Origin of the sequence: Desulfovibrio legallii, assembly GCF_900102485.1 — a bacterium.
GTDB lineage: Bacteria > Desulfobacterota > Desulfovibrionia > Desulfovibrionales > Desulfovibrionaceae > Desulfovibrio > Desulfovibrio legallii_A.
Genome location: NZ_FNBX01000014.1, coordinates 31,078 through 53,785, shown reverse-complemented (window position 1 = coordinate 53,785; position 22,708 = coordinate 31,078). Strand labels below are relative to the sequence as shown.

The 22,708-nt window shown below is 65.2% G+C and carries 17 protein-coding genes and 2 tRNA genes; 9 read left to right on the top strand and 10 right to left on the bottom strand.

Going from position 1 to position 22,708, the window contains the following annotated elements:
- Positions 1-220: 220 nt before the first annotated feature.
- The 3 genes from BLS55_RS08985 to murA all read right to left on the bottom strand — a co-directional run bounded on the left by BLS55_RS08985 (position 221) and on the right by murA (position 4,178).
- The gene (locus BLS55_RS08985; protein ID WP_092154469.1) at positions 221-1,612 is read right to left on the bottom strand and encodes an L-serine ammonia-lyase; all 1,392 of its coding nucleotides are present in this window, start codon (positions 1,610-1,612) and stop codon (positions 221-223) included.
- A 620-nt stretch (positions 1,613-2,232) separates the two neighbouring features.
- Complete coding sequence (locus tag BLS55_RS08980) at positions 2,233-2,904, bottom strand: BON domain-containing protein (protein WP_092154467.1); 672 nt, start codon at positions 2,902-2,904, stop codon at positions 2,233-2,235.
- Positions 2,905-2,927: 23 nt separating this feature from the next.
- Positions 2,928-4,178, bottom strand: a complete 1,251-nt coding sequence (murA, locus tag BLS55_RS08975) for a UDP-N-acetylglucosamine 1-carboxyvinyltransferase (RefSeq protein ID WP_180365435.1) — start codon at positions 4,176-4,178, stop codon at positions 2,928-2,930.
- Positions 4,179-4,321: 143 nt separating this feature from the next.
- On the opposite strand from murA, the gene BLS55_RS08970 reads away from it, so the two are divergent.
- Together BLS55_RS08970 and BLS55_RS08965 are read left to right on the top strand one after the other, a co-directional pair.
- Positions 4,322-4,397, top strand: a tRNA-His gene (locus tag BLS55_RS08970).
- A gap of 275 nt (positions 4,398-4,672) precedes the next feature.
- Positions 4,673-4,749: transfer RNA gene (locus tag BLS55_RS08965), tRNA-Arg, on the top strand.
- A 69-nt stretch (positions 4,750-4,818) separates the two neighbouring features.
- Here the strand turns inward: BLS55_RS08965 and glmS are convergent.
- The 3 genes from glmS to BLS55_RS08950 all read right to left on the bottom strand — a co-directional run bounded on the left by glmS (position 4,819) and on the right by BLS55_RS08950 (position 10,480).
- Positions 4,819-6,648, bottom strand: a complete 1,830-nt coding sequence (gene glmS, locus BLS55_RS08960) for a glutamine--fructose-6-phosphate transaminase (isomerizing) (protein ID WP_092154463.1) — start codon at positions 6,646-6,648, stop codon at positions 4,819-4,821.
- Between the two features lie 119 nt (positions 6,649-6,767).
- Entirely contained in the window at positions 6,768-8,690 is a 1,923-nt protein-coding gene (locus tag BLS55_RS08955; protein WP_092154461.1) for a peptidylprolyl isomerase, read from the bottom strand.
- A gap of 173 nt (positions 8,691-8,863) precedes the next feature.
- A complete protein-coding gene (locus tag BLS55_RS08950; RefSeq protein WP_092154459.1) occupies positions 8,864-10,480 on the bottom strand; it encodes a sigma-54-dependent Fis family transcriptional regulator in 1,617 nt (538 codons plus the stop codon).
- Positions 10,481-10,813: 333 nt separating this feature from the next.
- Here BLS55_RS08950 and BLS55_RS08945 point away from each other — a divergent pair, with 333 nt between their 5' ends.
- The 7 genes from BLS55_RS08945 to BLS55_RS08915 all read left to right on the top strand — a co-directional run bounded on the left by BLS55_RS08945 (position 10,814) and on the right by BLS55_RS08915 (position 17,501).
- Positions 10,814-11,098, top strand: a complete 285-nt coding sequence (locus BLS55_RS08945; RefSeq protein ID WP_092154457.1) for a UxaA family hydrolase — start codon at positions 10,814-10,816, stop codon at positions 11,096-11,098.
- A gap of 4 nt (positions 11,099-11,102) precedes the next feature.
- Positions 11,103-12,263, top strand: a complete 1,161-nt coding sequence (locus tag BLS55_RS08940; RefSeq protein WP_092154455.1) for a UxaA family hydrolase — start codon at positions 11,103-11,105, stop codon at positions 12,261-12,263.
- A gap of 77 nt (positions 12,264-12,340) precedes the next feature.
- Complete coding sequence (locus BLS55_RS08935; protein ID WP_092154453.1) at positions 12,341-13,300, top strand: tripartite tricarboxylate transporter substrate binding protein; 960 nt, start codon at positions 12,341-12,343, stop codon at positions 13,298-13,300.
- A gap of 187 nt (positions 13,301-13,487) precedes the next feature.
- Positions 13,488-15,044, top strand: a complete 1,557-nt coding sequence (locus BLS55_RS08930; protein WP_092154451.1) for a tripartite tricarboxylate transporter permease — start codon at positions 13,488-13,490, stop codon at positions 15,042-15,044.
- The gene (locus BLS55_RS08925) at positions 15,037-15,498 is read left to right on the top strand and encodes a tripartite tricarboxylate transporter TctB family protein (RefSeq protein ID WP_092154449.1); all 462 of its coding nucleotides are present in this window, start codon (positions 15,037-15,039) and stop codon (positions 15,496-15,498) included. Before BLS55_RS08930 ends, BLS55_RS08925 begins: the two co-directional genes overlap by 8 nt.
- A 49-nt stretch (positions 15,499-15,547) precedes the next feature.
- The gene (larA, locus tag BLS55_RS08920) at positions 15,548-16,798 is read left to right on the top strand and encodes a nickel-dependent malate racemase, LarAH5 family (RefSeq protein WP_092154447.1); all 1,251 of its coding nucleotides are present in this window, start codon (positions 15,548-15,550) and stop codon (positions 16,796-16,798) included.
- A 34-nt stretch (positions 16,799-16,832) separates the two neighbouring features.
- Positions 16,833-17,501: an RraA family protein gene (locus tag BLS55_RS08915; protein WP_092154445.1), complete on the top strand. Its 669-nt coding sequence runs from the start codon at positions 16,833-16,835 to the stop codon at positions 17,499-17,501.
- A gap of 145 nt (positions 17,502-17,646) precedes the next feature.
- On the opposite strand, the gene hypF is transcribed toward BLS55_RS08915, so the two are convergent.
- From hypF to BLS55_RS08895, 4 genes are all read right to left on the bottom strand, one after another.
- Positions 17,647-20,100, bottom strand: a complete 2,454-nt coding sequence (gene hypF, locus BLS55_RS08910) for a carbamoyltransferase HypF (protein WP_092154501.1) — start codon at positions 20,098-20,100, stop codon at positions 17,647-17,649.
- A gap of 87 nt (positions 20,101-20,187) precedes the next feature.
- Positions 20,188-20,496, bottom strand: coding sequence for a flagellar biosynthesis anti-sigma factor FlgM (gene flgM / locus BLS55_RS08905; RefSeq protein WP_092154443.1), 309 nt, complete (start codon positions 20,494-20,496; stop codon positions 20,188-20,190).
- Between the two features lie 45 nt (positions 20,497-20,541).
- Complete coding sequence (locus tag BLS55_RS08900; protein ID WP_092154441.1) at positions 20,542-21,003, bottom strand: DVU0524 family FlgM-associated protein; 462 nt, start codon at positions 21,001-21,003, stop codon at positions 20,542-20,544.
- A 311-nt stretch (positions 21,004-21,314) separates the two neighbouring features.
- Positions 21,315-22,694, bottom strand: coding sequence for an MFS transporter (locus BLS55_RS08895; RefSeq protein WP_092154439.1), 1,380 nt, complete (start codon positions 22,692-22,694; stop codon positions 21,315-21,317).
- Between the last annotated feature and the right edge of the window lie 14 nt (positions 22,695-22,708).

The window sequence follows — 22,708 nt, the reverse complement described above, 5'->3', positions numbered from 1 at the left end:
CATGCCGCCGCGCGGCGGGACTCCCTGGCGGGAGGAGGGCATTTCAACTTTGAAAGGCCCTGGCTGCTGCGTGAGCAGACGCCCGTTGTGGAGGCGTAAGCGCAAGTTATTTGCACGGTTAGGCGCCGAAACGAGCGTGCCGTAAACTTTGAGAATGCCTGTTCTCAAAGGTAATCTGCTCTAGAAGCTCCGCGGCTGGCGCGGCGCTGGCCCTTTTCGGTCAGTCGGCGGCGTTCGGGCGCTGTTCCAGCACGGCGCTTACGGCCTGGGCCAGACCGCCCAGGGAGGTTTCCTTGTAGCGGGCCTGGAGGTCCAGACCGGTGCGGTACATGACGCCGATGATCTGGTCCAGAGAGACCACGCGCTCGCGCCCGTCTTCCAGGCGGGAAAGCTGGGCGCAGTTAACGGCGCGTTCGGCGGCCACGCCGTTGCGCTCAATGCAGGGTATCTGCACCAGGCCGCCCACGGGGTCGCAGGTCAGGCCCAGGTTGTGCTCCATGCCGATTTCGGCCGCCACTTCCACCTGTTTGACGCTGCCGCCGGTGACGGCGCAGTAAGCCCCGGCCGCCATGGAGCAGGCCGCCCCCACTTCGCCCTGGCAGCCCACCTGCGCGCCTGAAATGGAGGCCTTGCACTTGTAGAACAGGCCGATGGCCCCGGCCGTGAGCAGGAAGTCGCGTGCGCCTTCTTCCGTGGCGTGGGGGTAGAAGTTCTGGTAATAGAGCAGCACCGCCGGCACCACGCCCGCCGATCCGTTGGTGGGCGCGGTGACCACCCGCCCGCCGGAGGCGTTTTCTTCCGCCACGGCAAAGGCGTAGAGCATGGGCCAGAGGCTCAGATCCCGCCGCCCCGCCGCCTGCAGGGCGCTGACCTTGCGCAGCAGGTTGGGCGCGCGGCGGCGCACCCGATAGCCGCCGGGCAGCACGCCGTCCGTGCAGCAGCCCCGTTCCACGGCTTCCTTCATCACAGCCATAATGGCGTCCAGCCGGGCGTCCACTTCCTCTTCCGAACGCCAGAAGACCTCATTGGCCCGCACCACCTGGGCCACGCTCATGCGCTGCGCCGCGCAGTGGGCAAAAAGCTCCGCGGCGGTTTCATAAGGGTAGGGCGGGGCGGGATAATCCTCGTCCGGGCTGTCAAAGTTCGTATCCGTGCGGATGGCCCCGCCGCCTATGGAATAGTAGGTGCGCGCGTGCAGCACGCTGCCGTCCGGGCCCAGGGCCGTGAGGGTCAGGGCGTTGGCGTGGCGGGGCAAAAACAGTCCTTTGTGTTCCAGCAGGTCTTGATCATAGGCAAAGGGCACGGGCTGCACCCCCGCCAGCATAAGGTCGCCCCCTTGGCGCAGCGCCGCCGCACGGGCAGGAAGCCGGGCCGGGTCCACATGCTCCGGGTCTTCATTTTCCAGACCCGCCAGCACGGCCGCGTCCGTGCCGTGCCCCCGACCGGTGAGCGCCAGAGAACCGAACAGCTCCACCCGCACCCGCGCCGTCATGCCCAGCAGCCCCAGGCCCGCCAGCTCCCCGGCAAAGCACCGTCCCGCCAGCATGGGCCCCATGGTGTGGGAACTGGACGGCCCAATGCCAATCTTGAACAACTCAAAAACGCTCAACATGGCAAGCCTCCACTGGGAGCGGTGGTTGGGGAAAAAGTTTTTGCGCAGGGGACGCGCAGGGCGTATCCCGGCGGGCGCGAGCCCGGTGGGGCGTATTCCGGCCGCGCGAGTGCGGCTTCCGGGTTTGCCGCCGCACGCCAGATCTGGTTGTGACACAGAGCGTGCCGGGGTGCAATGCGGCAGGCTTTGTTCTCAGAATGTTACTTAAAAATTTAAATTATTTTGTATAGTTATAAAAGATAAGAACATTTCGCTCCCCTCGTCTGCGCACAGAAGGCGCAGAGGGAACAATACGCACAGTGCGCACAAAAGCGACGCGGCAGGAGGCTGCCCCCGGTTTCAGGGCTGCGGCCAGGAGCAATGTGGGGAATTTCGACCGGGAGACGCGACAGGAGACCTGCGCACCCCCGTATCGGGAGGGGCGCCTTGCGCGCCCCCTGAAGTGAGAAAGGTTTTTTGAAAAGAATGGGGAGGGGGGAAACGTTTAGTCAGCTCAGCCCATTACGACAAAGGAGCTTAGCCCGTTACGACAAAGGAAGTTACGGGCGAAGACAGCCGTGCTAGTTACGGGCGAAGACGGCCGCGCTCAAAAGTTCCCTTTCCCCCACGAAAGCCGTTTTTTACGGCAGGTCGCGGCTTTCCGGGCTCTTGGCCTCATCGGCGGCTGCGCCTGCTGCCGCATCGGCGGCCTGGGGTTCGGCGGCGGTTTCGGGCTTGGCCGCGCCTGCGGCGTGCTGGGGCTGGATGTCGTCCAGCTGTCCGGCCTTCTGGGGCAGCATAAGGTAGCTGGTCACAGAGGTGACGCCCGAAACGCGGCGGGCGGTGCGGATGGCAAGCTGGCGTTCGGCATTGTCTTTGACCACGCCCAGAAGCACCACGCGCCCGGCGTTGACTTCCGTTTCCACCCGGGTGGAGGAGAGGCCTTTGGCGCCGATGAATTCCGTGCGCAGCTTGGTGGCCAGGGCCATATTGCTTTCGCTGCTGGTCTTGGGGGCGAACCAGTGGGGCGTGACGGAGCGGGGCTTGTAGCGGCGGGCTATGGTTACGGCCTTGGCCTGCATGTCCGCGGGCACTTCGCCCACCAGGAAGACGTGGTTGTAGAAGCTGTAGACGGCCACGGACCAGCCGCCGGTGAAGCTCTCGTCCATGAGGGCGGTTTTGATTTTGGCGGCCAGCTGGGTATCCTCTGAGATGGTGCCGGCCAGGCGCGGGTCGTCATAGACGCCGTAGGCGGCGCAGCCGTTGAGGCAGGGCAGCAGAAGCAGGAGCAGAAGCAAGGCCAGGCGCGGCATATGGACCTCCGTTGGGGGCGCGGCTATTCCTGTTCGCGGCGGATGCGCGCGCCCACGGCCGTAAGTTTGTGTTCAATGTGTTCGTAGCCGCGATCCAGGTGGTAGATGCGGCGTACTTCGGTGCGGCCGCGCGCGGCCAGGCCGGCCAGGACGAGGGAGGCGCTGGCCCGCAGGTCAGAGGCCATGACAGGCGCGCCCGTCAGGCCCTGCACGCCGCGCACCATGGCCGTGTGACCGGAGACCTTGATCTGCGCGCCCAGGCGCACCAGTTCCAGCACATGCATGTAGCGGTTTTCAAAGATGCTTTCCTCCACCACGCTGGCGCCGTCCGCCAGGCACATGAGGGCCATGATCTGCGCCTGCATGTCAGTGGGAAAGCCGGGGTAGGGCTGGGTTTTCACGTCCGTGCCGTGCAGGGGCCCGGCGCAGCGGGCCAGCACGCCCTGGGGGGTCTGGGTTATTTCCATGCCCATATGGCACAGCTTGCGGATCACGGCTTCCAGGGCGTCAAAGGGGCAGTGGCGGAGCAGAAGCTCGCCGCCGGTGATGCCCGCGGCCACCAGAAAGGTGCCCGCCTCGATACGGTCGGGCATGACGGCGTAATCTGCGCCGTGGAGGGCCGCTACGCCCTGGATGCGGATGACGTCTGTGCCGTGGCCTTCGATGTTGGCGCCGCAGGCCCGCAGAAAGTTGGCCAGGTCCACCACTTCGGGTTCGCGGGCGGCGTTTTCCAGCAGGGTTTCGCCCTCGGCCAGCACAGCGGCCATGAGCAGATTTTCCGTGCCGCCCACGGTGGGCATGTCAAAGGTAATGCGCGCGCCCGTGAGGCGGCGGCAGCGGCCGAGGATGTAGCCTTCCTCCAGCTGGAAGCTGGCGCCCATGCATTCCAGGCCCTTGAGGTGCTGGTCCACGGGGCGCGCGCCGATGGCGCAGCCGCCGGGCAGGGCCACGCGGGCCTGGCCGATGCGGGCCAGCAGGGGGCCCAGGCAAAGTACGGAGGCGCGCATGGTGCGCACCAGGTCGTAGGGGGCTTCGGGCAAAAGTTTGCCGGGCTGCGTGCGCACCTCGTGGTCGTCGTAGGCGCAGGCGCAGCCCAGCACGTTCAGGAGCTTGAGGGTGGTGTGGATGTCGCGCAGGTCCGGCACGTTGGCGATGCGGGCCGGCTCGGAGAGCAGGATGGACGCGAACAGGATGGGCAGGGCCGCGTTTTTGGAGCCGCTGATGTCTATGCCGCCCGTAAGGGGCACGCCGCCTTCGATAACCAGTTTGTCCATGCCGTCTCCGTGATGGGCGCGAACCTGCCGCGCGCGTGAATGATGAGCAAGCATAGCCGGTATTCTAGACAAAATCCAGAGTATCCGCGGAGAAAAAAACTTGCCAAAGGGGAAGAAGCTGCGTATAAATGCTTTCCCGTGCGGCGGAAGTAGCTCAGTTGGTAGAGCACCTGGTTGTGGCCCAGGTGGCCGTGGGTTCGAGTCCCATCTTTCGCCCCAGCAAATTTCTCCCTGTGTTTTGCGACGCCCGTCCTGCCCAGTGCAGCGCGGGCGTCGGCATTTTGGGGGTCTACACCAAAGACCGGGGCAGGGGCTTTCAGGGGGCTACACCAAGGACCGGGGCATAGCGGCCCGCCGAAAAAATGGCTCTGCAGCCAAGGACAAGGGCGCGCGCATTCCCGCTGCGCGTCCTCGTCCCTTTTGGCGGCAGGGCCGAAAATGGCCGCCCGCCGCCCTTGACAGCCGGGCACGCAGAGCATAACAACACATATCGCGCGCTCGTAGCTCAGTTGGATAGAGCGTTGGCCTCCGGAGCCAAAGGTCGTGAGTTCGAATCTCGCCGGGCGCACCAGCAAAAAAGCAAAACGCCTTTCCCCTGTGCCAGGGGAAAGGCGTTTTTGCATCCGGCGCGCGGCGCGGGCTACTCCACGGTGACGCTCTTGGCCAGATTTCGGGGTTGGTCCACATCCTTGCCCAGGTAATCGGCCATTTCGTAGCTGAAGAGCTGCAGCGCGGGCAGGGCCACAAACCCGGCCAGGGGCGCGGGCAGGGCCGGAATGCGCCAGACGTCCTCAGCCTCCAGCTCCACGCCGGGGTTGGTCAGGGCAATGACCTTGCCCTGCCGGGCCTGCACTTCCACCATGTTGGAAACTACTTTGGGCAGCAGCCCGTCGTTCAGGGCCAGGGCAAAGGTGGGGAAGCTGGGGTCGATAAGGGCAATGGGGCCGTGCTTCATTTCGCCGGCGGCGTACCCTTCGGCGTGGATGTAGGAGAGCTCCTTGAGCTTGAGCGCCCCTTCCAGAGCCAGGGGATAGCAGTGGCCCCGCCCCAGATAAAAGAAGTTGCGCGCCTGGGCGTACTTGCGGGCCAGCTCGCGCGCTGTGGCGTGCATGGCGGGCAGGGCGTCGTCCAGCAGGGCGGGCAGGTTTTCCAGCTGACGCAGCAGATCCCGGCGCTGGGCCTCCGGCAGGATCTGGCGGCGCTGGCCCCAGTAGAGGGCCATAAGGGCCAGCATGAGCATCTGGCTGCACATGGCCTTGGTGGAGGCCACGCTGATCTCCGGCCCGGCCTGGGTGTAGAGCACGGCCGAGGCCTCCCGCGCGATGGAGGACCCCACCACGTTGCAAAGCCCCAGCACAGTGGCCCCGCAGTCCCGCGCGCGGCGCAGGGCGGCCAGGGTATCCGCGGTTTCGCCGCTCTGGCTGATGACCAGCACCATATCGTCCTTATCCAGGATCAGGCTTTCGCGGTAGCGAAATTCCGAGGCGATTTCCACCTGCACGGGCACCCCGGCCCAGGGTTCCAGCAGGTGCCGCGCCCAGAGCCCGGAGTGGTAGGAGGTGCCGCAGGCCACGATGTGCAGGCGGCGCGGCAGGGGCAGGGGGTCCAGCTCCTCCAGGCGCACGGCGCTGTGGTCTGCTGTTGCCCGGCCGGTAAGGCCGTCGGTGATCACGCGGGGCTGCTCAAAAATTTCCTTAAGCATAAAGTGGCGATAGCCGCCCTTCTGCGCGGCCTGCATGTCCCACTGGATGGTCTGGACCTCATGCTGCACCGGGCGCAGGTCCGCCAGCTTGAGGATGGCGTAGTCTGAGGCTGTGGCCCGCACCAGCTCGCCGTCCTCCAGAAAGACCACCTGCCGGGTGTAGGGCAGAAAGGCCGGGATGTCCGAAGCCACAAAGTGTTCGCCCGTGCCCAGGCCGAAGATGAGCGGCGCGGACAGGCGCGCGGCGTAGACGACGCCGGGCTCTTCTCGGCTCATGAGGCACACGGCGTAAGCCCCGTGGGCCTCGCGCAGGGCCGCGGCAAAGGCGTGCAGCAGGTCCGGCTCGGTCTTGCGGCGCTCGGCGATGAGGTTGACCAGCACCTCGGTATCCGTCTCCGAGCTGAAGGTATAGCCCTTGGCCGCGAGGGCGGCCTTGATTTCCTGATAATTTTCAATGATGCCGTTGTGCACCAGGGCAAGGGCCCCGTCGTTGGAGCGGTGGGGATGGGCGTTGCGCTCCGCGGGCACGCCGTGGGTGGCCCAGCGGGTGTGGCCCATGGCGCAGGTGGGCGTGGCCACGCCTTCCTCGTGGGCCAGTTTTTCTTCCAGTGCGGCCAGCTTGCCCGTGGCCCGCACCACCGCCAGCGCGCCCTGGCGCATAAAAGCCACGCCTGCGGAGTCATAGCCGCGGTATTCCAGCCGCCGCAGACCTTCCACCACAACGGGAACGGCGGGCCGGTGGCCCGCATAGCCGATAATGCCGCACATGGCCGTATCTCCTTGAAGTCCATTCCGGTTGAGCCGGAGCATATTTTTCGGGGGGGAGGGAAGGGAATCCTTCCGCAGGGAATATAAGGGAAAGGGCCGGGCAAAGCCCGGCCCTGTGGTCACATGTTCTTTCTGTCCACCAGGTCGGGGTTGTTCACTTCTATTTTGGCGTCCACCAGAAGGCGTTGCATAAAGATTTCAAACAGGCCCTCGGCCCGCTCGCGGGTTACGGCGCTCTGCATGATGTCCTTGACCGTTTCCCACTCCTTGGCGTCCGGCGGCAGCACAGCGCTGACGTGGGCCAGCAGCGCGCCTTTGCCGTCCTTGAGGCTCTGCACGGCAAAGGCCGTAGGCAGCCACGCGCCTACGGGGGCGTTGAACGCGGCCGCGGCCAGGGCCGGATCCGGCGCAAAGCCTTCCAGCGCGCCACCGCGCTCCAGAGGGGCCGGGGTGCGCACGCCAAGCCCCTGCTTGAGGGCGGGGTTGAGGGGGCCGTCCTGCAGTTCCTTGCGGCGCTCCGCCGCGGCGGCCAGGGCGGCGGCCAGGGCCTGCTCCTCCGTGAGGGCGGCGAAAATCCTGTCCTTGACCTTGGCGAAGGATTCCGTGGCGGCGGGCTCGGCCTCCAGCACCCTGGCCACCACATAGGCGTCGCCGGCTTCCAGGGCCGTGTCCAGCGGCGCGTTCGCCGGGGTGTTCACAAGGGTTCGGGCCGCCTCGGCCTTGACGCCCAGGGTTTTTTCCAGTTCCGCCGCGGAGGCCAGGTCCGTAACGGCGGCCGTAAGGCCGAAGCGCTGGGCGCTGGCCTTCAGGGGCTTGCCCAGGATGTTGTCTTCAATCAGGCTGTCCAGCACGTCGTGGAGCTTGTCCGCGCCCTGTTCGGCGGCCATGGAGGCGCGCACGTCGGGCAGGGCTTTTTCAAAGGGCGTGACGCCGCCGGGCTTCTTTGCCTCCACCTTGATGATGTGCAGGCCGAAGGGGCTGCGCACGGGCTTGGAAACCTGGCCGGGGGCCAGGGCAAAGGCCGCGTCTTCAAAGGGTTTGACCGTTGCGCCGCGTTTGAGCCAGCCCAGCTCCCCGCCAGGACCGGCGGCGTTGGGGCCGTTGTGGGCGTCGGCCACGGCGGCGAAATTTTTGCCCGTGGCCAGTTCCTTTTCAATGGCGGCCGCGGTTTCCTGCGCCTTGTGCACGTCGGCCTCCGGGGCATCTTCGGCCAGGGGCACCAGAATGTGGGCGGCCTTGACCTGCTCCTCTTCCGTAAAACGGGCGGCATTGGCCTCGTACCACTTCCGGGCCGCGGCTTCGTCGATGCTTTCGGGCCTGATCAGGTCCTGGGGCCGCACGGAGATGTAGGCCACTTTGACTTTGGCCGGAACGGCGAAGGCGGCCTTGTGGGCGTCGTAATAGGCCTGCGCCTGGGCCTCAGCGGGCTTGACGCTGTCTTTATAGGAGGCGGCGGGCAAGAAGATGTAGTCCACCGTGCGTTTTTCCCGCAAAAAATTATACCGGTTCTGCGCCTCGGCGGGGTCCGCCCACGCGCCGGCCGTAACCAGGGCGAACACCTTTTGCCGCAAAAGGTCCGCGCTGGTTTCCTGCTCAAAGTCGGCGGGGCTGAGGCGCTGGGCCTGCAGCACGCGCTTGTAGGCCGCCGGGTCGAATTCGCCCTTGCTGTTCTGGAAGGCTTTGATTTTGCCCACGGCCAGGCGCAGCTCCAGAGGGCTCACGCTGATGCCCATGCGGGCGGCCTCCTGCCGCAGCAGGCTCTGGGCCACCAGGTCGCGCAGCACCTGACGCCCCAGCTGTTGCGCCTTGAGCTGCTCGCGGGTGAGGCCGGGATTGTTGCGCAGCAGGGATTCCTCCGCGTTGCGGTAAGCCATCTCAAAATCCCGCGCCGTGATGGGCTCCCCGTTGACCGTGGCTGCCAGATTGCGGCCGCCTTTGTCGCTGAAGCTGCCCACGCCCCAGAACACGAACACGAGGATGATGACGCCGAACACCAGTTTGACGCCGAAGGACTGGGCATTGGAACGGATATACTCAAGCATGCGGACTCCGAAAAGCGCTGATTTCTGTTACGCAAGAGGGCATGATATGCCCACTGCCCGCGAAATTCAAGCCGTACGCGCGGGCCCGCCCCGGCTGGAACGAAAATGCGCGGGTGCGGGGCGTGACGGCGCTGCCCGGCCATCAGGCCGGCGGCCTGACCGCCCGGCAGTGTTCAGGGCGTTTCCGTGATGCCCAGCTTGCGCATGCGGTGCTGCAGGGTGCTGCGCGGCACGCCCAGCAGGGCCGCCGCCCCGCGCGACCCGGAGACTTTGCCGCCCGTGAGCGCCAGGGCGCGGCAAATGTGGGCGCGTTCATTTTCCTCCAGCGTGGGCAGCGCGGCCGGGGGCGCGGCGGCCGGTTGCGGCGCGGCGCGAACCGGAGCCGCAGGGCTTTCCGCAACGGCCTGGGCTGCGGAACCATCGGCGGCCACCCAGAGGTGCAGGGTTTCGCGCACGAAGGCGTCCGTTACGGCCGCATCCAGGGAGTGGAGCAGGATGCGGCTCACCACGTTGCGCAGCTCGCGGATATTGCCGGGCCAGGCGTGTTCGTAAAGGGCCTGGACCGCGCTGCGGGGCAGCCGGGGCGGCCGCAGCTCGTATTCCGTGGCGAACTGTCGGAGGAAGTGGTCCACAAACATGGGGATATCGGCCTTGCGCTCCCGCAGAGCAGGCATGTGCAGCACCACAGAGCCGAGACGGTAGTAAAGGTCGCGGCGCAGCCTGCCCTCAGTCATGGCTTCGGCCAGGTTCACATTGGTGGCTGAAAGCACGCGGATATCCACCCCTATAGGCGTGGCCTCGCCCACCCGTTCAAAAGAATTTTCCTCCAGCACCTGCAGGAGCTTGCTTTGCATCTCCGGGACCAGATCCCCGATTTCATCCAGAAAGAGGGTGCCGTGCTGGGCTATTTCTATGCGGCCTGTGCGTTTAGCGGTGGCCCCGGTAAAGGCCCCCTTGGCATAGCCGAACATCTCGCTTTCAAACAGAGTGGGGGCCAGGGATGGACAGTTGACCTTGACGAAGCTGTGGGCGCGGCGCGGGCTGTGGCGGTGCAGCCAGCGGGCCAGCATGCTCTTGCCCGTGCCCGTTTCGCCGGTAATGAGCACGGGGATGTGCAGTTTGGCCACCTTGCGCGCCGTGCCCATAATGCGAACCATGTCCGGGGTTTCCAGCAGGCGGCTTTCCAGGCCGGATTTGTCGGCCTCGCTTTCGCCGGCCTCAAGCTGCGGCGTCTGCGCGGCGCGGGCGTTGGCCGCACGTTCCTCGGCCAGCACGGCAAAGAGAAAGGTGGTGAGCACCGGGCTCAGCTCCAGCAGAAAGTTGAGGATCTCCACCACGTTTTCCGGCTGGCGGGCAAAGGAGACGTGCAGGGTGCCGATGACTTCGCGGTTGATGATCAGGGGCAGGGCAATAGTGGCGTTGAGGCCCACCGTGGCCAGGGAAAGGGGCGCCATGCCGAAATCCTGCGAGGCCAGGTCGTTGATGACCACGGGCTTGCGCGAGGCGATGGCCAGGCCCGCCACGGTGTTGCTGGCAATGCGGGTGTTGGAGAGAGATTCCACCACCGTGCCGTCGGCGGCGGTAAAAAGATTCAGAAACTCGCGCTCGGCGTCATAAAGGTTGATGCAGAAGCGGTCATAGTGAAATAAAACACGAAGCTGTTTGGCCAGGATCCGGAAGAAGGCGTTGCGGTCCATTTTTTCCGTCACCAGGCGTGAAAGATGGTGCAGCACCTGCCCTACGGTGAGGGACGGATTGCTGAGACCATTGGGCGTAACCTGATAGGGCATGGCTGTCTCCTGCCCAGATATGGGCGTTGCGTTGCCCATATTTCAACAAATTTGCCAAAAAAGTCAATGTGTTGATTGGTTGACCAACCATGAATGTGAAAAAAAGTGTAGAGCTCTCGCCGGTTTTCAGGGTAAGCCGGTATTGGCATGCCGCTTGCTATAGAAAGCGCAGAGTAGGAGTTTTTGCTGAATATAAACTATTAAATTGCCTGGAAGGGGGGAGCATATAAACGATATAATAAAGCTGCGCTTCTACATTTTCAAGCAACAAAACTAAGGTCCGCTTTGTTTTAACAAAAGCGTATTACCAACAGTGCTATGAAGGAGAACGGCATGGTAACCCATTTTGTAGTGCACGAACCCGGCGACAGCGTCGGCGTGGTTGTGGTCGAAGGGGTGAAAAAAGGCGAGAAGCTCAACGGCTGGATCATGGACGGCGATTCCAGCGTGGAAATGACGACCCTCGACAATATCCCCATCGGGCACAAGATTGCCCTTAAAGATCTGGCCGAAGGCGATACCGTCATCAAGTACGGCACGGACATCGGCAAGGTGGTCAAGCCCATCAAGCGCGGCGAACACCTGCATGTGCACAATGTCAAAACCAAGAGGTGGTAATCCAATGCAAAAGACTTTTATGGGCTATCGCCGCGATAACGGCCGGGTAGGCATTCGCAATCACGTCATTATCCTGCCTCTGGACGACCTTTCCAACGCCTCCTGCGAGGCCGTGGGCAACAACGTGAAGGGCACCCTGGCCCTGCCCCACGCCTATGGCCGGCTGCAGTTCGGCGAAGACCTTGACCTGCACTTCCGCACCCTCATCGGCGTGGGCTGCAACCCCAACGTGGCCGCTGTGGTGGTTATCGGCATTGAGCCCCAGTGGACCCAGCGCGTGGTTGACGGCATCGCCAAAACCGGCAAGCCTGTGGCGGGCTTTGGCATTGAGCAGCACGGCGACCTGGAGACCATCCGCGCCGCTTCGCTCAAGGCCAAGGAATTTGTGCACTACGCCACGGAGCTGCAGCGCACCGAGTGCCGCGTGGACGAGCTGTGGGTTTCCACCAAGTGCGGCGAATCCGACACCACGTCCGGCATTGCGGCCAACCCCACTGTGGGCAACGCCTTTGACAAACTCTGGGAAGCCGGGGCCACCACCCTGTTCGGCGAAACCACGGAGATCACCGGCGGCGAACATCTGGTCATGGCCCGCTGCGCCAACGACGAAGTGCGTGCTAAGTTCAAGGCCTTTTTTGACCGCTACGCCAAGGTGGTGGACGACCACAAGACCAACGACCTCTGTGATTCCCAGCCCACCAAGGGCAATATTGAGGGCGGCCTGACCACCATTGAGGAAAAAGCCCTGGGCAACATCCAGAAGATCGGCCGCAAGGCTCCGGTCATCGGCTGCCTGGACAAGGCCGAATCCCCCACCGGCCCCGGCCTGTGGTTTATGGATTCCTCTTCCGCCGCCGCCGAGATGGTGACCCTCTGCGCCGCCTCCGGCTTTGTGGCCCACTTCTTCCCCACGGGCCAGGGCAACATCATCGGCAACCCCATTCTGCCGGTGATCAAGCTCTCCGCCAACCCGCGCACCGTGCGCACCATGAACGAGCATATTGACGTGGACGTTTCCGGCATTCTGCGCCGCGAGATCAACCTGGATCAGGCCGGCGACAAGCTGCTGGACATGCTCTTCCGCACCTGCAACGGCCGCAACACCTCTGCCGAGGCTCTGGGGCACCGTGAGTTCATCATGACCCGTCTGTACGAAAGCGCGTAGAGCGCTTTGTCAGGGTTTTTGGTCAGGGGCGCGGGCCCCTGACCAAAAACCCTTCCCCCCTTACTTAGGAGGCACGGATGAAACCCAACACCGCATTTTCCAGCTTTGCCCTGGCCCTGGCGCTGCTGCTGGCCGCCCTGCCGGCCGCCGCGGCCTATCCGGAAAAACCTGTCAGCATGATCATCGCGTTTACGGCGGGCGGCTCCAGCGACGTGCAGGCCCGCATTATGCAGAAGTATTGGGACAAGTATGTGAAGGAACCCTGGGTCTTTGTGTACAAGCCAGGCGCAGGCGGCATTATTGGTTTTACGGAAATAGCCAAGTCCGCACCCGATGGTTACGCCATCGGCGGCCTCAACGTGCCTCACCTTGTGCTGCAGTCCCTGGCGCAACGCGCCGCCTTCAACGCCGAGAGCTTTGAGTACATCGCCCAGGTGGTCAACGATCCTCAGTGCGTTGTCGTTTTAAAAGACAGTAAGTTCAAATCGTTTGCCGCAATTCTCGACTACGCCAAAAAAAATCCCAACAAACTTAAAGTGGGGCTCGTGGGGCCGCTCAGCGGGCACCACCTGATGTTTCTGGAATTTTGCAAACTTTTCCCCGATGTGAAGCTGAGCCGTGTTTTCTATAAAGGCGCAGCGGACCAGAACGCCGCCCTGCTGGGCGGCGAAGTGGACCTTATCTTCGGCAACATTAACGACGTGATGCGCTCCATTGAGGAGTTTAACGTCCTGAATGTGGCGGCGGAAAAACGCAATGGTTTTCTGCCCGATGTGCCGACCCTGAAAGAGCAGGGCATCAACCTTGTTTCGGACATCCGTCGCATCTTTGCCGCGCCCAAAGGCACCTCGCCCGAAGCGCTCGCTTTTTTGCGGGAGACCTTTAAAAAAATTTGCAGCGACCCCAATTATCTGTCTGATATGAAAAAAGCCGGCCAGCCGGCGGAATACCTGGATGGCGAAGCCACTGCCGCCTATATCCGTTCGGTGGAAGCGGCCGACAAGAAACTGCTGCAGGAAGCCGGGCTGCTGAAATAAGCCTGGCCGCGCTCTTTCCCCTCATACGGGCGGGGCGGTTCGCCGTCAGTACAGCATGGCGGCGGCACAACCGCTCCGCACCCGCGCGGCGCAGCCCAGCTTTTTCTCCGCCGGTTCCGCAGCGGGACCAGCCCAAACCGCAGTCGGGGCGGCTTTGCCCGCCGCCCTGAAGATCAAGGAACCCCCAATGACAGAATTTATTGTTCCTTCCCTGCTCAACCTTCTGGACCCTTTCAACATCGTGCTCATGATTCTGGGGCTGGCGGGCGGCATTATCATCGGGGCGCTGCCGGGGCTTTCCGCCACCATGGGCGTGGCCCTCATGGTGCCGGTAACCTTTGCCATGTCCCCCACGTCCGGTCTGGTCATGCTGGGGGCCATTTATGTGGGCGCCATTTACGGCGGCACCAACTCCGCCATTCTCATCTGTACGCCGGGCACACCTTCTTCCGTGGCCACCACCTTTGACGGCTGGCCCCTGACCAAACGCGGCGAGGCCGACGCCGCCCTGTACACTTCTTTGCTCTCTTCGGCCTTCGGCGGCATTGTGGGGGTATTTTTCCTCCTCTTTCTCGCCGGGGCCCTGGCCCGTTTCGCCCTGCGCTTCGGCGGGCCGGAAAACTTCTGGCTCTGCCTGTTCGGCTTGAGCACCATTGCCGTCATGAGCCCCGGCAACATGGGCAAGGGCATTGTTTCCGGGGCCATCGGCCTGCTGGTTTCCACCATCGGGCTGGACCCCAATACGGGCGTGCCGCGCTTTACCTTTGGCAGCTATTCCCTCATGCAGGGCGTTTCGGTTATTCCCTGCATGATCGGCCTGTTTTCCTTTTCGCAGGTGCTGTATCTCATCGGTACGGACAAAACTTTTGTGGCGGAATACAATCCCCGCAAGGGCACCTTCCGCCGCACGTTCAATTATCTGGCCGGGCGCTGCAAAAAAGTGCTGCTGCGCTCTTCGCTCATCGGCACCTGGGTGGGCATGCTGCCCGGCGCGGGCGGCGAGATAGCCTCCATCATCGCCTATAACGAAAGCAAACGCTGGTCCAAGGATCCTGCTAAGTACGGCACGGGCTGCCTTGAGGGCGTGGCCTCGTCGGAAAGCGCCAACAACGCCGTCATCGGCGGCTCGCTGATCCCCATGCTGACTTTGGGCATTCCCGGCAGCGCCGTGGCCGCCGTCATTCTGGGCGCGCTCATGGCTCACGGCATCCAGCCGGGCTTCAAGATTTTTACCGCCACCGGCGAGCTGGCCTACACCTTCATCTTCTCGCAGTTTGCCGTAAACCTGCTTATGGTGCCCATCGGCTTTGTGCTCTGCCGCTGCATGGCCAAGCTGCTGACCATCCGCCTGACCTTCGTGGCCATCAGCATTGTGGTGCTTTCCTACATCGGCGCCTATGCCATCGCCAACAGCGTGGTAGATATCTGGGTGGTGCTGGCCTTTGGCTTTGTGGGCTTTTTTGGCGGCAAGCTGGGTATGGACACCGGGGCCATGGCTCTAGGCGTCATTCTCGGGCCCATGATTGAAGAAAACCTCGGCAAGTGCCTTGACCTGGCGCATTCCGTAGAGGGCGGCCTGCCGGCCATCATGTTTGAAGGGGCCATCAACAAGGTGCTGATTGTGGCCCTGGCCCTTTCGCTGGCGACGCCCTACCTGCTGCACCTGAAAAAACTGCGCGAGCAGGAACGCGAGGCCCAGTGCCGCTGCAATGAGGATCGCGCCAAGGAGAACGACCATGCGTAAAAGCAGCACCGACATCCTTTGCGGCTTGAGTTTCCTTGGCATTGGCGCGGCCTTTGCCATACAGATGGCGGAACTGGAAGGCGTCAGCCGCGTCTTTCCACAGGCTTTGCTGGTGGTCATCGTCCTGGGCGGCTTCTGGTTTGTGGGCAAAGGCTTCTGGCTGCGCCGCAAAGAGGCCCTCGCCGAGGGCGAACAAGAGCCCGTAGCCTGGCCCAAGGTGGGCATTATTGCGGCGCTCGGTCTGGTGTACGCAGTGCTCATCAGCATTCTGGGCTTTTTCAGCAGCACGCTGGCCTTTCTTATCTGCGCGGCGCTCATCCTGGGCGATAAGGCGCACGGCATGGGGCACTTGTTCAAGGTCAGCGCGCTGTACAGCGTGGTATTCTGCGCCTTGCTCTGGGTCTGTTTCGTCAAGTTGCTCAACGTTCCTACGCCCACAGGCCTGCTGTTTTAATTCTGGAGGCGGCGACGGCGTGCCGTCGCCGCCGTACTGAGGTACAGCGATGCAGTATCCCATTAAATATGGCACAGGCAGTCTTTGTGTCGACCTGCCGGACACACAACCGGTCACCGTTGTCACACCGCGGCATGTGCCGCCTTTGCGTGACCCTGTTGCCGCATTTGCCGCGGCCCTGGATGCGCCGGTAGGCTGCCCGCGCCTTGAGGAAATGGCCGCGCCCGTCACTGTTGCCATTGCGGTGCCGGATGAAACGCGGCCTTTCCCCATAAAACTTCTGTTGCCCCCGCTGCTGGAACGGCTGTTCAAAGCCTTTCCCCTGCTGCCGCATGACCGTGTGCGCATCGTGGTGGGCGGCGGCCTGCACGAACCTCCGGATGCGGCCCAGCTGGCGCGCATTCTGCCGGAAGACCTGCTCGGCTGCACTGTGGTGGCCCACGATGCCCAAAATTCGCCCATGCGGCGAATGGGCGTCACCAGCAGGGGCACGCCGGTGGAGATCAACGCCGCTTACGCCGATGCGGAATTAAAAATCGTCATGGGCATGGTGGACGCCCATCAGTTTGCCGGGTTCACGGGCGGGGCCAAAGGCGTGGTGGTGGGCTGCGCCTCTGCCGCCATGATTGCGCGCAACCACAGCATGCTCTGCCGGGATGGGGCCTTTGCGGGCAATATAGAGGGCAACCCCGTACGCGAAGACCTTAATGAGGCCGGCGTGCTGGCGGGCGTCCGACTGGCGGTCAATGTGGCCCTGACCTCCGGCAAGGAGGTGGCGGCGCTGTTTGTGGGAGATCCGCCCTCGGTGTTGCGCCAGGCCGCCAGGGAGACCAGCAGACTTTACGGCCATGAGCTGAAGGAAAATTTCGATATTGTCGTGGCCTCATGCGGCGGCGCGCCCAAGGATATCTGCCTGTATCAGGCGCAAAAGGCCCTGGACGCCGCCCGCCACTGCGCCGCCCCCGGCGGAAAGATTCTGCTGGCGGCCCAGTGCGCCCAGGGCATCGGCGATGATCGCTACGAGAGCTATGTGGCCCGTTTCCATACCCAGGAAGACCTGATGCGGGACTTTGCGCAGCGCGACTTCCAGATGGGGGCGCACAAAGCCTTTTTGTTCGGCCGCGTGGCCTCGAACCACGAGCTGGTGCTGCATACGGACCTTCCGGAGGCTGATGTGGCCCGTTGTCTGCTGCGCAAAGGCGACGCGCAAACCGTGCTGCAGGCCTGGCTTGCCCAATGCCCGGCAGCAAAAGTGGGCATTCTCACCCACGCCAACTCCACGTTTTTTTATACCGCTTGAGGGCGCGTACGGCACGCGCGGAAAAGGATAGCCCATGCGTTACGCCATCAACCGTGAAATTGTTCGTCCCGATCCCGAACTGACGGCCTTGTTTGCCGATCTGGCCGTGGCCGACGTCTGCGACGTTCTGGGCCGCAACGCCGCCTTGCCCTCGGCCCTCAAGCCTCTGGGCCGCGACCAACTGCTGGGCACAGCCTACACCGTCAACCTGCCCGCCAGTGAAAACCTTCTGCTTTACTATGCTGTGGACAACGCCCTGCCCGGCGATGTGCTGGTGGTTTCCTGCGCCGGATATACGGAGCGCGCCGTCACCGGCGAGATTATGGCCAACCTAGCTCTGCGCCGGGGGCTCGCGGGCTTTGTCATCGACGGAGCCGTGCGCGACGCGGCCGCCCTGCGGCAGCTGGATTTTCCCGTTTACGCCCGCGCCGTTTCGCCCAACGGGCCGTACAAGGGCGCGTGCGGCGCTGTGAACGTGCCCGTGGCCATGGGCAATGCGGTCATCAATCCCGGCGACATCATCCTGGGCGACGCAGACGGTCTGGTGGCCGTGCGGCCCCAAGAGGCGCAAGAAGCGGCGGACAGGGCGCGAGGGCTGGCCGAGGACGGCCAGGCCAAACTGGCGCGCATCGCCCGCGAAGGCAAGCTGGACTACGCCTGGCTGTACAAGAAGCTGGAAAGCGGCGGCTGCGTGCTGCGGTAGCCCCGCCCGACGCGCTGCGCCTTGCAAGGGCCTGCGGCCGCAAACGGGTATCCGCCGAGGGGCGCCTTCCTGCGCTCCGCCGCCCCAAGGCGCGCTGGGCGGTGCGGGTTATAAGGTCTGGGCAGGCTCCCGCCCCTCTGACTGTTTATTTCCCCGTCGCCAGCAGGCGACGCCCCCACACGGCCTGGCCCAGGGAAAGGCCGCCGTCCCCTGGGGGCAGTTCGTGGTGGGTGAGCGGCGTCAGCCCGTGCGCGCGCAGGGCCAGCGGCAGCAGCCGGGCCAGCAGGGCGTTCTGCAGAACCCCGCCGGAAAGGCCCACAGCGTCAACGCCGTGCTGGCCCGCGGCCTGGGCCGCCATCCGCGCCAGGCTGGCGGCCAGACGCAGATGGAAGCGGGCCGCCGCTTCCCCCACGGGCAGGCCCTCCCGCCGGGCCGTGGCCGTCAGGCCGAACAGGCGGGCGCTGTCCACTTCCCACAGGCCGTCCCGCCAGACAGGCTCCACGGTCCCCCAGGCGGCGGGCGGCGGGGTCTCCCCCCGCAGGGCCGCGGCCGTGGCCCGCTCCAGTCCGCCTTCCGGGCGGACCGCGGCGTCCTCCAGGCGGATGGCCGCCTGTCCTTCATAGGTGGTGCGGGCGCAGAGCCCCAGGGCCGCGGCCGCAGCGTCGAACAGACGGCCGCAGCTGGAGGTCAGGGGGCAGTTGACCTTGCGGCGCAGCATTTCTTTTACTGCGGCAATGGCCGCGTCCTGCGCTCCCCCATCGTGCGTCACCCAGTCCGCGTCCTCCAGGCCGGCGCGCTGGGCAAGGCTCAGGGCGATGCGCCAGGGTTCGCGCACGGCCGCGTCCCCGCCGGGCAGGGCAAAGGGGGCAAGCCGCCCCAGCCGTTGCCAGCGCGGCGCGTCCAGCTCCAGCAGCAGCAGCTCGCCGCCCCAGACCGTGCCGTCCTCCCCCAGGCCCGTGCCGTCCAGGCAGAGGGCCAGGGCCGGAGCGTACCGGCCGTTTTCCGCCAGCACGGCGGCGGCGTGGGCCGCGTGGTGCTGCAGGGACCAGAGGGGCAGGCCCTGGCGCGCGGCGCGTTCCCGCGCGTAGCGGGTGGAGAGAAAGTCGGGGTGCAGATCGCAGACCAGGGCCGCCGGGCGCACTTCCAGCAGGGCCTCCAGGTGGGCGGCCGCTTCTTCATAAAAATTCAGGGTGGCCGGGTTTTCCAGATCGCCGATGTGCTGCCCCACAAAGGCCTCCCGCCCGCGCGTGAGGCAGAAGGTGGCTTTGAGCTCAGCGCCGGTTCCCAGCACGCAGGGGCCGTGGGCCTCCTGGGGCGGCAGAAAGACCGGACGCGGCACATAGCCGCGCGCCCGGCGATAAAAGAGGGGCTGGGCCGCGCTGGTCCCGGCCGGGCCGGGCTGCAGGGTCACCACGCTGTCGTCCACCCGGACCAGAATGTCCCGATCGTGGAGCAGCCAGGCGTCGGCCAGGCGTTCCAGGCGGTCAAGGGCCTCGCGGTTGCCCAGGCAGATGGGTTCGCCGCTTGCGTTGGCCGAGGTCATGACCAGGACGGGCGGCAGGGCTGCGCGGGCGGCCAGCAGATCAAAAAGCGCGGCGTGCAGGGGGGTGTAGGGCAGCATCAGGCCCACCTGCCCCGTATCCGGGGCGATTTCCGGCGGCAGGGCCGCATCCGCCCGGCAGGGGCAGAGCACAATGGGCTTTTCCGGACTCTGCAGCAGGGCCTCGTGCTCCGGCGTGAGGGCGCACAGGCTGCGCGCCCCCGCCAGGTCCGCCGTCATGAGGGCCAGGGGCTTGTGCGGGCGCTGTTTGCGCTGCCGCAGCGCGCGCACCGCATCCGCCCGACGGGCGTCACAGGCCAGCTGAAAGCCGCCCAGGCCCTTGAGGGCCAGAATGCCGCCCGCCAGGAGCAGAGCCGCGGCGTCGCGCAGGGCCTGCTGCGCGGCGGCGGCCGCATCCCGCCCCGGCGCGGCGGTGGGCGCGGCCGTGCGGCAGGCCGCCTTGTCCGCCCGGCTGACGAACCAGAGCCGGGGGCCGCAGTCCGGGCAGGCAATGGGCTGGGCGTGGAAGCGCCGGTCCAGGGGGTCGGCGTACTCCGCGGCGCAGCGCGGGCAGAGGGGGAAGCAGGCCATGCTGGTCACGGCCCTATCATAAGGAATGGCGCGGGTGATGGTATAACGCGGGCCGCAGTTGGTGCAGTTGGTAAAAGGGTAGGCATGGCGGGGGTTGGCCGGATCGCGCATCTCGGCCAGGCACTGGTCGCAGAGGCCCATGTCCGGGCTGACCAGCACGCTGTGCCCGCTGTGCCCCTGGCTGGGCACAATGCGGAAGGCGGCCTCATCCGCCTGCAGGGGCAGCGGTTCTTCCCGCACCCCCGTGAGGCGGGCCAGGGGGGGCAGCTCGGCTCGCAGGCGGCGGCCAAAGGCGGACACGGCCGGGGCCGGGCCCTGCACCTCCATGCGCACGCCTTCTGAGGTGTTGCCCACGCTGCCCGTGAGGCCTTCTTCGCGGGCCAGACGGTAGACAAAGGGGCGAAAGCCCACGCCCTGCACCTGCCCGCAGGCCACAAAGGCCCGCCGTTCCATGCTCGGTTCGCTCATGGCCGCAGCATAACGCAAGGCGGGCGGCCTGTCATGCGGGCGACGGGCCGCGTCCTTCTGCCGGGGGGCCTTACGGCGGGGTGGGGATTACAGCTGGAAGAGGCCCGGCTCCTCGCGGATCAGGCTCTGCGCGATGCGGCGGCTGTCCACAGCGTAGGTTCCGTCAGCCACCTCCTGGCGCAGCGTTGCCACCTTGTCGGCGCGCACGTCGGGGGTGTTCTGGGCTGTGCGGCGGGCTTCGGTCAGGAGCAGGGCGTCCTGCGAGACGCTGACCGTATCGCCGCCTTCGGTCTGGGGGGCGGCGGCATCCGCTGCCCGGGCCTGCGTGGCCTTGTCCGTCGCCGAGGAGGCGGCATAGGGATCAAAAAATGTTTGGACGTTATTTTCTATCTTCATGGGGATCTCCCTCGGGCACGGTCAGAAGCAGGCCGCGCGGGAAACTCAGATCTTGCTTTGGGAATCGTCCGCCGGCTTGCCGGCGGCGGGGTCCAGCACGCCGGCGTCCACCCGGCGGCGCGTGATGCCCCACAGGGCGCGGCGCGCGGCGCGCTGTTGTTCCGCAGTAAGGGCTTCAGCGGCGTCGGGCCCCTGGGCCACCACGCACAGGCTGCCGCCCGGCGGATAGGTGAAGCGCACCTCGCGCCCCACCTCCTTGCTCAGTTCCCGGCGGATGTCTTCCACCACCGGGTTGTCGCTGCCCGTGTAGAGCAGCATGTCGTAAAGCTCTCTGGCCACCTGTTCCACGGTGGCGCGCCGCTTGGGCGTCGGGTCCGGTTCGCGCGGGTCTTCGCCCACGGCCAGCCGACGGCGGGCGCGGAAGCGCGCCAATCTGCGGGCCGCCAGGAGCTGCTGCTCGTAACCCTGCAGCATGGTGCGCAGACGTGCGGTAGTGGCGTCGGCCATGGCGTGTACCGTCCTCACCCCATTTTTTCGGCAGACTGCAAAAAAACTTTAGAGTCTTTTACGCCCCGCCGTCAGCTGCGCCCGCATTTCTCCCCCAAAAAACTCCCCACCCTCATCCTGAGTACGCCTGTCGCGTTATCTGGGGGAAAAAGTTTTTTGAAGGATGAGGGGGTATGGGGGGGGGAATTGGGGGGCAGCTTAGCCCGTTACGACGAAGGAAGTTACGGGCAAAGACAGCAGCGCTAGTTACGGGCAAAGACAGTGCAGCGCTCAAAAGTTCTCGTCCCCCGCAAAGCCTCTCCAAATTCTTCTCAGCTGCGGTTGCGGGCCAGCACGCAGCCCACGGCCAGGAGGTTGAGCAGGCCGAAGATGATGAGGTCCGTGCGCATGGCGGCCATGAAGGCGTCGATGTTCTGGACGTTGGCGGGTTTGTCGCCCAGGAAGAAGCCCAGGGTCAGGGTGATGCAGGCCATGTTGATGAGCTGGCCGCCCGTGCGCACCGCGCCGGTGAGGCCCGATGCCTGGCCCACATGGTCCCGGCCCGCGCTTTCCAGGATGATGGTGGTGTTGGGCAGGGCAAACAGGCTGATGCCCGATCCCAGCAGGCCCATGGCCCCGAACAGCAGCCAGAAGGGCGAATCAAGCCGCAGAAAGCCGCAGACCAGCAGCCCCAGGCCGCAGAGGCCCACGCCCACGGCGCTGACCCTGCCCGGCGGAAACGCGGCGCAGAGCCGGGCGGCCAGGGGGGTGGTCATGGCCTGGACCAGCGATTGCACGGCCAGAAAGAGCCCGGCCTGCTGCACGCTGAGCCCCCGGCCCAGCTGCAGATAGAGGCTGAAAAAGAACATGACCCCGAAAAAGGAACTGTAGTTGATGAAGGCCGCCAGGGAGGAGAGGGCAAAAACCCTGTTGCGGGCCAGCAGGCGCAGATCCAGAAGGGGGTGCGGGCTGTTGAGCTCCAGGCGGCAGAACAGGGCCAGCAGCAGAACGAAGGCCGCCAGCAGTCCCCCGGCCAGGAGGGGGGCGTCGGCCAGCTCGGAGGAGCCGAAGGTCAGGGCGGTCATGGCCATGGCGTAGACGCCGCAGCCCCGCCAGTCAAAGGAGCGCTCTTTGGCGGGGCTCCAGTCCAGGCGCACGGCGCAGCGCATGAGCAGAAAGACGCCCACACAGGCCAGGGCATTGCCCCAGAAGAGCCAGCGCCAGCTCAGGTTGCCGGCCACCAGCCCGGCCAGGGGCGGGCCGCAGGCAATGCCCGCGTATACGGCCGAGCCGCTGTAGCCCAGGTAGGAGGCGCGCTTGCCGTCGGGCGCGGCCGAGGCCAGCAGGGCCAGGCCGCAGGCGTTGAACATGGCCCCGCCCAGCCCCTGAACAAAACGCAGGGCCAGAAAAACGGGCACAGAGGTGACAAAGCCGAGCAGCGCGCCCGTAAGGGCAAAAATGCCTACGCCCCAGAGGAAAACGCGGCGGTAGCCCCAGATGTCGCCCAGGCTGCCGCCCGCCAGCTGGAACACGGCCAGCCCCATGGAATAGAAGGCCCCCATAAGGCCCAGCTCGCGCGCGCTGGCGTGCAGGCTGTGCCCCAGGGGGGGCAGCACGGCGTTGACCCCCGCCATCATGAAGGGCATGCAGAAGAGGGAGGCGCAGACGGCCAGCAGCAGGCTGCCGTGGCCTTTTTGGATGGAACCTGTCATGGCGCACAACCTAC

Bases quoted from the DNA above. Each gene is read 5' to 3' on its own strand.
- hypF (WP_092154501.1), bottom strand. From the start codon at position 20,100: ATGAGCGAACCGAGCATGGAACGGCGGGCCTTTGTGGCCTGCGGGCAG.
- BLS55_RS08950 (WP_092154459.1), bottom strand. From the start codon at position 10,480: ATGCCCTATCAGGTTACGCCCAATGGTCTCAGCAATCCGTCCCTCACC.
- murA (WP_180365435.1), bottom strand. From the start codon at position 4,178: ATGGACAAACTGGTTATCGAAGGCGGCGTGCCCCTTACGGGCGGCATA.
- larA (WP_092154447.1), top strand. From the start codon at position 15,548: ATGCAGTATCCCATTAAATATGGCACAGGCAGTCTTTGTGTCGACCTG.
- BLS55_RS08915 (WP_092154445.1), top strand. From the start codon at position 16,833: ATGCGTTACGCCATCAACCGTGAAATTGTTCGTCCCGATCCCGAACTG.
- flgM (WP_092154443.1), bottom strand. From the start codon at position 20,496: ATGAAGATAGAAAATAACGTCCAAACATTTTTTGATCCCTATGCCGCC.
- BLS55_RS08930 (WP_092154451.1), top strand. From the start codon at position 13,488: ATGACAGAATTTATTGTTCCTTCCCTGCTCAACCTTCTGGACCCTTTC.
- BLS55_RS08895 (WP_092154439.1), bottom strand. From the start codon at position 22,694: ATGACAGGTTCCATCCAAAAAGGCCACGGCAGCCTGCTGCTGGCCGTC.
- BLS55_RS08935 (WP_092154453.1), top strand. From the start codon at position 12,341: ATGAAACCCAACACCGCATTTTCCAGCTTTGCCCTGGCCCTGGCGCTG.
- BLS55_RS08900 (WP_092154441.1), bottom strand. From the start codon at position 21,003: ATGGCCGACGCCACTACCGCACGTCTGCGCACCATGCTGCAGGGTTAC.
- BLS55_RS08980 (WP_092154467.1), bottom strand. From the start codon at position 2,904: ATGCCGCGCCTGGCCTTGCTTCTGCTCCTGCTTCTGCTGCCCTGCCTC.
- BLS55_RS08925 (WP_092154449.1), top strand. From the start codon at position 15,037: ATGCGTAAAAGCAGCACCGACATCCTTTGCGGCTTGAGTTTCCTTGGC.
- glmS (WP_092154463.1), bottom strand. From the start codon at position 6,648: ATGTGCGGCATTATCGGCTATGCGGGCCACCGGCCCGCCGTTCCCGTT.
- BLS55_RS08985 (WP_092154469.1), bottom strand. From the start codon at position 1,612: ATGTTGAGCGTTTTTGAGTTGTTCAAGATTGGCATTGGGCCGTCCAGT.
- BLS55_RS08945 (WP_092154457.1), top strand. From the start codon at position 10,814: ATGGTAACCCATTTTGTAGTGCACGAACCCGGCGACAGCGTCGGCGTG.
- BLS55_RS08940 (WP_092154455.1), top strand. From the start codon at position 11,103: ATGCAAAAGACTTTTATGGGCTATCGCCGCGATAACGGCCGGGTAGGC.
- BLS55_RS08955 (WP_092154461.1), bottom strand. From the start codon at position 8,690: ATGCTTGAGTATATCCGTTCCAATGCCCAGTCCTTCGGCGTCAAACTG.